Here is a 10,280-nt window from a genome sequence, read left to right as displayed (position 1 = left end):
TGCTGACACATTTTAAGACCTAGTTGATCTTTTTGGCCAAATAGTGACGTCAAAGCTAATATTCTTGAAACACTCAAACAATTGCAGGCACATCTAATCGATTATGCTTTGTAAAAACCAAAAACTCATCCTCACCCATCCATCTTCAGCGCCGAAATAAACGCCTCCTGCGGGATATCAACTTTCCCGAATTGCCGCATCTTCTTTTTCCCCGCCTTCTGCTTGTCCAGCAGCTTGCGCTTCCGCGTGGCGTCGCCGCCATAGCATTTCGCGGTCACGTCCTTGCGCAGGGCCGACAGGGTTTCGCGGGCGATGACCTTGCCGCCGATGGCCGCCTGGATCGGGATCTTGAACATGTGGCGGGGGATCAGGTCTTTCAGCTTTTCCACCATCGCGCGGCCCCGCATTTCGGCGCGGTCGCGGTGCACCATCATCGACAGCGCATCGACCGGTTCGTCGTTCACCAGCACCGACATCTTGACCAGCTGATCCTCTTGATAGCCGGTCAGCACATAGTCGAATGACGCATAGCCCTTGGTCACGGATTTCAGGCGGTCGTAGAAATCGAACACCACCTCGTTCAGGGGCAGGTCATAGACCACCATCGCGCGTGACCCGGCATAGGTCAGGTCCTGCTGCACGCCGCGCCGATCCTGGCACAGTTTCAACACGTCGCCCAGATAGTCATCGGGCACAAGGATCGTCGCCTTGATGCGCGGTTCCTCGATATGGTCCACATGGGTCAGGTCAGGCATGTCGGCGGGGTTGTGCAGTTCCTGCATCGTCCCGTCGCGCATGTAGATATGATAGACGACCGACGGGGCCGTCGTGATCAGGTCGATGTCATATTCGCGTTCGATCCGGTCGCGGATCACCTCCAGATGCAGCAGCCCCAGAAACCCGCAGCGGAACCCGAAACCAAGTGCTGCGGATGTTTCCATCTCGAAGCTGAAAGAAGCATCGTTCAGCGCCAGTTTTTCGATCGCGTCGCGCAGGTCTTCGAATTCGGAACTGTCCACCGGGAACAGCCCGCAGAACACCACCGGTTGCGCAGGTTTGAAACCAGGCAGCGCGGTGTCGCAGCCCTTTTTCTCGGATGTGATCGTATCGCCGACGCGGGTATCGCGCACCTGCTTGATGGATGCGGTGATAAAGCCGATTTCACCGGGCCCCAGTTCGGTCACGTCCTGCATCTTGGGCCGGAACACGCCGATCTTGTCGATCTGGTGGACGGTGCCGTTCGACATGAACCGCACACGGTCGTTTTTCTTCATCACGCCGTCGATGATCCGCACCAGCACGATCACGCCCAGATAGCTGTCATACCAGCTGTCCACCAGCATCGCCTTCAATGGCGCGGTGCGGTCGCCTTTGGGCGCGGGCAGCCGGTGCACGATGGCCTCCAGCGTCTCATGGATGCCGATGCCGGTCTTGGCGCTGACCCGAATTGCGTCGGATGCGTCCAGCCCGATCACATCCTCGATCTGGGCCGCAACCTGATCGCATTCCGACGCAGGCAGATCGATCTTGTTCAGCACAGGCACGATTTCGTGGTCGGCATCCAGCGCGTGATAGACATTGGCAAGGGTCTGCGCCTCGACCCCTTGGGTGCTGTCGACGACAAGAAGCGACCCTTCGACCGCGCGCATGGAGCGTGACACCTCGTAGGCGAAATCGACGTGGCCGGGGGTATCGATCAGGTTGAGAACATATTTCTCACCGTTGTCCGCGACATAGTCGATCCGGACCGTGTTGGCCTTGATCGTGATCCCGCGCTCACGCTCGATATCCATGGCATCCAGCATCTGTTCCTTCATATCCCGAAGCGCCACCGTATTGGTGGACTGGATCAGGCGATCAGCCAGCGTGGATTTGCCGTGGTCGATATGGGCAACGATCGAGAAATTGCGGATGTGCGAAAGGTCTGTCATGCGGAAGGGCTGCCTGTACAAAGTTTGATCACGTCAATGGCGTGACAGACCTGAATTTGCAAGGGCTGACGGCGTCATATCCCTGCGATACATCGCCCACCCGAACACGCGGCCAATGGCGCCAACACCCGCTGCGTCCGATCCGCATCATGCCTTGTAGAACGCCGGTTGCCGCGGGGCCAGACGCATCCTTTCGCGCCCACGATACTGCTGATCTGTCGCGCATGGAAACGTGGATCCCTGATTGCACTGCGCGCAAGTGACCGCCATAATGAATACATGATGGAACGATCCGCAGAGACGGACGCCAGGCAGAGGTAGAGACAGTGATGCGTTACATTCTTCTCATCAGCGCCTTGACGCTTGCCGCCTGTGGCGGGGGTGGCCGCGTGTCAGGCGATATCGGGCAGGCCTGCGTCGATGCGGGGCGCCGCGATGCCTCGCCTGCGCTTTGCACCTGCGTGCAGCAGGTCGCCGACCAGACACTATCGAACCGCGATCAGGCCCGCGCCGTGGCGTTTTTCGAAGATCCGCAGCTGGCACAGAACACCCGCCAGTCGGACAATTCCGGCGACCGTGCTTTCTGGACCCGTTACCGCGCGTTTACCGACCTCGCCGGACAGATATGTCAGCCAGTAGAGATCGGCTAGCCGTCTCAAGCAGATCAAGGCAGCCGTCGAAATCGCGGGTATAGTAGGGGTCCGGCACGTCCTGTGCCGCCATGGTGCGGACGGGCACCCGGTGGCCTCGGGGCCGCAGATTCTCGATATCTGTCTGGTTTTGCCGGTCCATTGCCACGATCAGGTCAAAGGCATCGAAATCCGCTACCGAAAACTGGCGCGCGCGCAGAACGCTCAGGTCCAGCCCGCGCGCCGATGCCGCATCCCTCATCGGGCCGTAGGGCGGGTCGCCCACATGCCAGCCCCCCGTGCCTGCGCTGTCCAGATGCAGATCAGGGGCCAGTGCGCGCATAATCCCTTCGGCGGCTGGCGATCGACAGATATTCCCAAGGCAGACGAACAGAATACGCATTTCACCACCCCCTGCATGGTTTTCGCTTGTCATGGTTATGCGCCATTTTCATTTCCGTAACACAGCGCAGTAAAAAACGACGCCCGCAAAAATGCAACATACCAGACCGGCACGCATGGGCTGGACAGCCGCGACCGTCCCGATATGAAGGAGCCATGAACAAAGAGATCGACATTGAGACCCTTGCTGCCGGCGTCCGTAACGGCGACCGCCGCGCTCTGGCCCGCGCGATTACGCTGGTCGAAAGTGCGCGCGCCGATCACCGCACGCAGGCGCTGGCGATGCTGGATGCGGTGGGTTCGGAAAGGCAGGCCCTGCGCATCGGCCTGTCGGGCACGCCGGGGGTCGGGAAATCGACCTTTATCGAAAGTTTCGGCTTGATGCTGACCGGTCAGGGCATGAAGGTCGCCGTGTTGGCGGTTGATCCGTCGTCGGCCCGGTCGGGTGGGTCGATCCTGGGTGACAAGACCCGGATGGATCACCTGGCGCGCGATCCGAACGCATTTATCCGCCCTTCGCCCAGCCAGACCGAACTGGGCGGTGTCGCGCGCCGCACCCGCGAAGCCGTCGCGTTGTGCGAGGGTGCCGGGTTTGACGTGGTGCTGATCGAAACCGTGGGTGTCGGGCAATCTGAAACGGTCGTTGCACATATGTCCGATCTATTCGTCCTTTTGCTGGCACCCGCTGGCGGGGATGAGCTGCAAGGGGTTAAACGCGGCATCATGGAAATTGCTGACCTGATTCTTGTCAACAAAGCCGATGGCGACCTGAAGGCACAGGCGATGCGCACCTGTGCGGATTATGCCGGTGCCTTGCGGCTGTTGCGCAAACGCCCGCAAGACCCGCCCGGCTTTCCCAAGGCACTGACGGTATCCGCGCTTGAAAATGAAGGCTTGCAGGCCGCCTGGGCCGAAATGCGGGCCCTTGTCGATTGGCGTCGCGATGCAGGTGTCTGGGACCAGACACGCCGCGCCCAGGCCAGCTATTGGTTCACCGAGGAAGTCCGGCAAGGTATGCTGCAACTTCTGCGCGACGATCCTGACACCGCCGCAAGGATGCGCCGCGCCGAAGCCGAGGTCCGTGCCGGCACATTGGCCCCCGCTGCGGGGGCCGAAAGGGTGCTGGCTGCCTTGCGGGACGCGCCCCCCTGACACCGTGCAAGGGGGCAAACAGCCGCGCCGGGCCAAACGGGACAAGTCCCTTTGCAAAATGATCGGACCCCATTGGGCAAACCGGGTTGACGGGCGCACGGAATCCTCATATCTGGCGCTGATCTTATAGACGTCCCTGCCGATGCGGGGTCCACCCGTTTCACGTGATGTCCCGCCCTGATCGGCCGGAGATGTCCACAAGACAAGGAAAATGCCCATGTCGCGCCGTTGCGATTTGACCGGAAAAGGCCCGATGTCGGGCAACAACGTAAGCCACGCCAAGAACCGCACCCGTCGCCGGTTCCTGCCCAACCTGCAGGACGTCACGTTGCAGTCCGACGTGCTTGGCCGGTCGTTCAAATTCAAGATTTCCAACGCGGCCCTGCGCACCGTTGACCACCGTGGTGGACTGGACGCATTCATGGCCAAGGCAAAAGACGCTGAACTGTCAGCTGATGCGCTGAAAGTCAAAAAAGAGATCAACAAGGCAACCGCCACAGCCTAAGCCGTGATGGTTCTGACAAGATTTGACCCGGTGACCGATGGTTGCCGGGTTTTTCTATTTCGGGGCGGGTCTTGACCCACCTGTCGGCGAGGGGCACATCTGACCGATGAACGCCCTGCCCATCGATCCCATTCTGCCGGACCTGATCGCGGCCCTGCGCCGCCACGGTCGCGCCGTCTTGCAGGCACCGCCGGGGGCGGGCAAGACCACGCGCGTGCCGCTGGCCATGCTGGATGCCGACGTCACATCCGAAAAGATCATCATGCTGGAACCGCGCCGCCTTGCTGTCCGCGCCGCGGCAACCCGGCTGGCCGAAGGGCTGGGCGAGGTTCCGGGCCGGACCGTCGGTTACCGGATGCGCGGTGACAGCGTCCCCGGCAGCCGGATCGAGGTCGTGACCGAAGGCATCCTGACCCGCATGATCCAATCCGACCCCGCGTTGTCCGGCGTGGGGGCCGTGATCTTTGACGAATTTCATGAACGGTCCCTGAATGCCGATCTGGGGCTAGCGCTCGTGTGGGAATTACGCAGCGTTCTGCGCCCCGATCTGGCTGTGCTGGTCATGTCGGCCACGCTGGATGCCGCCCCTGTCGCAACCCTGTTGGATGACGCGCTGGTCATCACCTCCGAAGGGCGCAGTTTTCCCGTCACCACGCATTTTCTGGACCGCGCTGTGCCCAAGGGCACCCGTCTGGAACAGGCCTGCGCCGACTTGGTCGTGCATGCCGTCAACCAGTCCACCGGCGGCGTTCTGGTTTTTCTTCCCGGAGAAGGTGAAATCCGACGGGTCCAATCCGCGCTGGCAGGCCGGTTACCGGCCGATTGCGCCATTCGCCCGCTTTATGGCGCGCTGCCGTTCAAGGACCAGCGCGCCGCGATTGCGCCGGTCACGACTGGCCGCAAGATCGTGCTGTCCACATCCATCGCCGAAACATCCCTGACGATTGAGGATATCCGTGTCGTCATCGATGCAGGCCGCGCACGGCGCGCACGGTTCGACCCCGCATCGGGCATGTCGCGGCTGGTGACCGAACGCGTCAGCCGCGCCGAGGCGACGCAGCGTGCGGGCCGTGCCGGGCGTGTCGCCCCCGGTGATGCCTACAAGCTATGGACCAAGGGCGAGGACGGCGCCCTGCCCGCCTTTGCCCCGGCCGAGATAGAGGCCGCCGATCTGGCCAACCTTGCGCTGGAACTGGCGGTCTGGGGCAGTGACGATCTGGCTTTTCTGACGCCCCCGCCGCCGGGCACCTTGGCCGAGGCGCGCGCACTGTTGCAGGGTTTGGGCGCGCTGGATGCCGATCTGCGCATCACCGATCACGGGCGCGCATTGGCGGCGCTGCCGCTGCATCCGCGCCTTGGGCATATGTTGCAAACCGCAGGCGCACAGGCCGCGCCGATTGCGGCACTCCTGGCCGGGCGCGACCCATTACGCGGTGCGCCGGTAGACCTGCAACTGCGAATTGCAGCGTTGCGTGGGCGCTATGATGGGCCGGGTGCGGTCAATCCGGCGGCGCTGGCGCAGATCAAGGCGGAAATCCCCCGCCTGTCCCAAGGATTGCCGAAAGCCCCGCCGATGCCACTGTCGCAACAGGTGGCAGTTGCCTATCCCGACAGGGTCGGGCTGCGCCGGAAGGGCGACGACCCCCGCTATGTGCTTTCGGGCGGCAAGGGGGCCGTGATGGATGCGGGCGATCCGCTGGCGGGTCAACGCCTGATCGTGGCCACCGATCTGGATGGCGACACCCGCGAGGCCCGCATCCGGCAGGCCGTTGCCATAAGCGAAGCCGAATTGCGCGATATTTTTGCCGATCAGATCCGCTGGCACGATGTGTGCACATGGTCCCGCCGTGAAGGGCGTGTGCTGACACGGCGGCAGGAAAAATTCGGCGCGCTGGTGCTGGATGACCGGGTTTGGTCAGACGCGCCCGATGATGCCGTCGCCCGCGCCATGCTGGACGGGGCGCGGCAACTGGGACTGCGTCCATCACCTGCGGCAGAGAGGTTCCGCGCGCGGGTTTCGCTGGTCGAAGGTCTGCCCGCGATGGATGAGGCCACGCTGCTGGACACTGCCGAAGACTGGCTGCTGCCGCATCTGACCGGTGTGCGCAGTGCCGACGACTGGAAACGGTTCGATCTGTTGCCCGCCCTGCGCGCGATGCTGGACTGGGACCAGATGCAGCGGCTTGATCGCGCGGCACCGGCCCATTTCGAAACGCCACTGGGGCGCAAGATTCCGATTGATTACGCGGGCGACGCACCGGAAATCACGCTGCGTTTACAGGAAATGTTCGGCGTGACCACGCACCCCGCCGTAGGGCGGACCCCACTGCGGGTGACACTGTTGTCGCCGGGGCAAAAACCGGTGCAGGTAACACAGGATATCGTTGGATTCTGGGCCACGTCCTATGCCGATGTGCGCCGCGACATGCGTGGGCGTTATCCCCGCCACCCATGGCCCGAGGATCCGACACAGGCCGATCCGACCCTGCGTGCCAAACCCAGAGGCACCTGAGCGACACCGGCCCGCACCGCGAAATTTCCGACCGGCACCGGTGCCAGATCAATCGGGCGGGCTGCTTGCGCTGTCATGTTGGGGGGCACAGCAGGGTAAATTGCCAAGTGATTCGGATTGTGTTATGGAAGATGTAATAAAATAAGAATATTAGCAGGCAAACCATGACCTCGATGCTTCAGTCCTTTTGGACGGGTGCGCTGCGCCCGTTGATTTTGCGTCCCCCTGCCTTGCAGGTTGCGGCGCTGTGTCATCGCGATGGTGCCAGCGGGCCAGAGGTATTGCTTGTCACCAGTTCCAGCGGGCGCTGGATTTTACCAAAAGGCTGGCCGATCGACGGGCTTACTGCGGCTCAGGCCGCGCAACAGGAAGCCTGGGAAGAGGCCGGGGTGACATCCGGTGTGCTGGGCGAAACCGCCCTTGGCAGTTATCTCGCTGAAAAACGCTTTGACAACGGGGCAGTGGTCCCTTGCGAAGTTCAGGTTTATCCGCTGCGCGTGACAGACATCGCCGATACCTACCCCGAAGATGACCGCCGCGAACGGGTATGGGTGCCGATTTCCAAGGCAATCGCGATGGTCAATGAAGATGGCCTGCAACAATTACTGGCCCAATTTGCATCGCAGAAGTCCGAATAGCCATATTGTGCCCCGGCCACTCACCCGCTAGGCCTGCATCCCAGAGTATCGGGAGCCTCGGCCATGCCGGAAAGTAAGCCTGTCAATCAGTGGAAACAGCTTGATCGCGACCTGGGCCGGATCGGCGCGGTTGAATATGCGACACAATATGTCGCGCAACCTTTGGTCGGGTTCGGCATCGCATTGGTGTTCATCGTTGTCGCCGCCTTTGCCAGCACGTTGTTTTTTGGCGGCGACCGACATTCCTATGTCGTGATCGCCGCGGCTGCCTTTGGCGCCTATATGGCCGTGAATATCGGTGCCAATGACGTAGCCAACAACATGGGGCCGGCCGTCGGGGCCAATGCGCTGACCATGGGCGGTGCGATTGTCATTGCAGCTCTGTTCGAAAGCGCAGGCGCCCTGCTGGCGGGGGGCGATGTAGTGTCGACCATTTCCAAGGGTATCATCGACCCGCAAAGCGTCGCCAGCAGCGAGGTCTTTATCTGGGCGATGATGGCCGCGCTGATTTCCTCGGCACTTTGGGTAAATCTGGCGACATGGGTGGGGGCACCGGTTTCGACGACCCATTCTGTTGTCGGCGGGGTGATGGGTGCCGGCGTTGCTGCGGCAGGGTTTTCCGCTGTCAATTGGCCCACCATGGGAACGATCGCAGCCAGCTGGGTCATATCGCCGGTCCTGGGCGGGTTGATCGCGGCGGGATTCCTGGCCTTCATCAAGGTCATGATCATCTACCGCGAAGACAAGATCGCCGCTGCCCGCCGCTGGGTGCCCACCCTGATCGCCATCATGAGCGGGGTTTTTGCAACCTATCTGGCAATGAAGGGGCTGGCCAAGATCGTCAGCATCGGTTTCGGCAGCGCCTGCCTGATCGGTCTGGTCGTCGGGCTGATCACGCTGGCGGTCGCCCGCCCGCTGGTGTGGCGACAGTCAGAGGGGCTGGAAAACCGCAACCGGTCGCTGAAGGTGCTGTTCAATATGCCGCTGATCCTGTCGGCCGCACTGTTGTCATTTGCCCATGGCGCCAATGATGTGGCCAACGCGGTGGGGCCGCTGGCCGCAATCGTGCATGCAGAAAGTTTCGGCACGTTCGCAGGCAAGGTCGATATCCCGACATGGGTGATGGTGACAGGCGCCTTTGGCATTTCGTTCGGTCTGGTCCTGTTCGGGCCGAAACTGATCCGGATGGTCGGCAGCCAGATCACCAAGCTGAACCCGATGCGTGCCTATTGCGTGGCCCTGTCGGCGGCGATCACAGTGATCGTGGCAAGTGCGCTTGGCCTGCCAGTTTCATCGACCCATATCGCGGTTGGCGGGGTTTTTGGCGTCGGGTTCTTTCGCGAATGGGATTCAGAGCGCCGCGCGCGCGTGTCGGCGGCCAAACGTGCCACAATTAAGCGGATCGCTCCCGAAGAACGCAGGCGTCGCAAATTGGTGCGCCGGTCGCATTTTCTGACAATAGTCGCAGCCTGGGTCATTACGGTGCCCGCAGCGGCGCTGATGTCCGGCGGGATATTTGCACTCCTCCGATTGGCCTTCGTCGGCTAGAATTTTCGCCAGAAATCCTGTGCCCGCAAGAAATTTGCCAGAGCGTCAGCGTTCCAGGCAATACCGCATGATCGCCTTTTGCGCGTGCAGCCGGTTTTCGGCCTCATCAAAAATGACAGAATGCGGCCCGTCCATGACGCTGCTGGTCGCCTCGTCATCACGGTGGGCGGGCAGGCAATGCATGAACAGGGCGTCAGGTTTAGCCTTGGCCATCAGCGCGTCATTCACCTGATAGCCGCGCAGTTGGTTATGACGCCGTTCGCGCGCCGATTGCGGATCATGCATCGACACCCAAGTGTCTGTGACCACCAGATCGGCACCTTGGACCGCCTCGTTCGGATCGCGCACGGTGGTATATAGCCCCGCCAGCGCCGGCTCGGGGTCCAGTGGCGGCGGGCCCGTAAAGACCAGATCAAAATCGAACTGCCTGGCCGCATGGGCAAAGCTGGCAAAGACGTTGTTGCCATCACCCGACCAGACGACCTTTTTGCCCTTGATCGGGCCGTTATGTTCTTCGAACGTCATGATATCGGCCATGATCTGGCACGGATGGGTCCGGTTGGTCAGCCCGTTGATCACCGGCACGGTCGCATATTCGGCCATTTCCAGCAGGGTCTGTTCCTCGAACGTGCGGATCATGATCAGATCGACGTAACGCGACAGCACGCGCGCGGTGTCGGCGATGGTTTCGCCGTGGCCCAACTGCATATCGGCCCCTGACAGCACCATGGTCTGCCCCCCCATCTGGCGGACGCCCACGTCAAACGACACGCGCGTCCGAGTCGATGGTTTTTCAAAGATCAGCGCCACAATATGCCCGGCCAGCGGCTGGTCGGCATCGGGCGTGCCCTTGGGCAACCCGTCGCGGGCATCTTTCATTGTGCGCGCATTTGCGATGATCTGGTGAAGGTCGGCCTTGGGTGTGCTGTCGAGATCTAGAAAATGTGTCATGAAGTTCGCTTT

9 protein-coding genes are annotated in these 10,280 nt (G+C 61.7%); 6 read left to right on the top strand and 3 right to left on the bottom strand.

What is annotated here, in order from left to right:
* Positions 1 to 131 precede the first annotated feature (131 nt).
* Positions 132 to 1,931, bottom strand: a complete 1,800-nt coding sequence (lepA, locus tag ACTG4B_RS05110) for a translation elongation factor 4 (protein ID WP_439154607.1) — start codon at positions 1,929 to 1,931, stop codon at positions 132 to 134.
* Positions 1,932 to 2,260: 329 nt separating this feature from the next.
* Here lepA and ACTG4B_RS05105 point away from each other — a divergent pair, with 329 nt between their 5' ends.
* On the top strand, positions 2,261 to 2,581 hold the full coding sequence (locus ACTG4B_RS05105) for an arginine transporter (RefSeq protein WP_439154606.1): 321 nt from the start codon (positions 2,261 to 2,263) through the stop codon (positions 2,579 to 2,581).
* Here the strand turns inward: ACTG4B_RS05105 and ACTG4B_RS05100 are convergent.
* Positions 2,535 to 2,996: a low molecular weight protein-tyrosine-phosphatase gene (locus tag ACTG4B_RS05100; protein WP_439154605.1), complete on the bottom strand. Its 462-nt coding sequence runs from the start codon at positions 2,994 to 2,996 to the stop codon at positions 2,535 to 2,537. The two genes, ACTG4B_RS05105 and ACTG4B_RS05100, sit on opposite strands and share 47 nt — an antisense overlap.
* A 122-nt stretch (positions 2,997 to 3,118) precedes the next feature.
* Between ACTG4B_RS05100 and meaB the strand changes: the two genes are divergently transcribed.
* The 5 genes from meaB (at position 3,119) to ACTG4B_RS05075 (ending at position 9,317) form a co-directional block, all read left to right on the top strand.
* Positions 3,119 to 4,114, top strand: coding sequence for a methylmalonyl Co-A mutase-associated GTPase MeaB (gene meaB, locus ACTG4B_RS05095; RefSeq protein WP_439154604.1), 996 nt, complete (start codon positions 3,119 to 3,121; stop codon positions 4,112 to 4,114).
* A gap of 217 nt (positions 4,115 to 4,331) precedes the next feature.
* On the top strand, positions 4,332 to 4,619 hold the full coding sequence (gene rpmB, locus ACTG4B_RS05090) for a 50S ribosomal protein L28 (protein ID WP_439154603.1): 288 nt from the start codon (positions 4,332 to 4,334) through the stop codon (positions 4,617 to 4,619).
* A 106-nt stretch (positions 4,620 to 4,725) separates the two neighbouring features.
* Positions 4,726 to 7,131 (top strand): ATP-dependent helicase HrpB, encoded by a 2,406-nt coding sequence (hrpB, locus tag ACTG4B_RS05085; protein WP_439154602.1) that lies wholly within the window; start codon positions 4,726 to 4,728, stop codon positions 7,129 to 7,131.
* Positions 7,132 to 7,295: 164 nt separating this feature from the next.
* Positions 7,296 to 7,769, top strand: coding sequence for an NUDIX hydrolase (locus tag ACTG4B_RS05080; protein WP_439154601.1), 474 nt, complete (start codon positions 7,296 to 7,298; stop codon positions 7,767 to 7,769).
* Between the two features lie 63 nt (positions 7,770 to 7,832).
* On the top strand, positions 7,833 to 9,317 hold the full coding sequence (locus ACTG4B_RS05075) for an inorganic phosphate transporter (protein WP_439154600.1): 1,485 nt from the start codon (positions 7,833 to 7,835) through the stop codon (positions 9,315 to 9,317).
* A gap of 45 nt (positions 9,318 to 9,362) precedes the next feature.
* Here the strand turns inward: ACTG4B_RS05075 and argF are convergent, their stop codons facing one another.
* Positions 9,363 to 10,268, bottom strand: a complete 906-nt coding sequence (argF, locus tag ACTG4B_RS05070) for an ornithine carbamoyltransferase (RefSeq protein ID WP_439154599.1) — start codon at positions 10,266 to 10,268, stop codon at positions 9,363 to 9,365.
* Positions 10,269 to 10,280: the final 12 nt, after the last annotated feature.

The sequence above is a fragment of the Yoonia sp. genome, from assembly GCF_965660735.1.
In the GTDB taxonomy this organism is placed as follows: domain Bacteria; phylum Pseudomonadota; class Alphaproteobacteria; order Rhodobacterales; family Rhodobacteraceae; genus Yoonia.
This window is presented reverse-complemented; position numbering and strand designations above follow the sequence as displayed.

Excerpts from the sequence above, each read along its gene's own strand:
- meaB (WP_439154604.1), top strand. The coding sequence starts at position 3,119 with ATGAACAAAGAGATCGACATTGAGACCCTTGCTGCCGGCGTCCGTAAC.
- argF (WP_439154599.1), bottom strand. The coding sequence starts at position 10,268 with ATGACACATTTTCTAGATCTCGACAGCACACCCAAGGCCGACCTTCAC.
- ACTG4B_RS05080 (WP_439154601.1), top strand. The coding sequence starts at position 7,296 with ATGACCTCGATGCTTCAGTCCTTTTGGACGGGTGCGCTGCGCCCGTTG.
- ACTG4B_RS05105 (WP_439154606.1), top strand. The coding sequence starts at position 2,261 with ATGCGTTACATTCTTCTCATCAGCGCCTTGACGCTTGCCGCCTGTGGC.
- rpmB (WP_439154603.1), top strand. The coding sequence starts at position 4,332 with ATGTCGCGCCGTTGCGATTTGACCGGAAAAGGCCCGATGTCGGGCAAC.
- ACTG4B_RS05100 (WP_439154605.1), bottom strand. The coding sequence starts at position 2,996 with ATGACAAGCGAAAACCATGCAGGGGGTGGTGAAATGCGTATTCTGTTC.
- lepA (WP_439154607.1), bottom strand. The coding sequence starts at position 1,931 with ATGACAGACCTTTCGCACATCCGCAATTTCTCGATCGTTGCCCATATC.
- hrpB (WP_439154602.1), top strand. The coding sequence starts at position 4,726 with ATGAACGCCCTGCCCATCGATCCCATTCTGCCGGACCTGATCGCGGCC.
- ACTG4B_RS05075 (WP_439154600.1), top strand. The coding sequence starts at position 7,833 with ATGCCGGAAAGTAAGCCTGTCAATCAGTGGAAACAGCTTGATCGCGAC.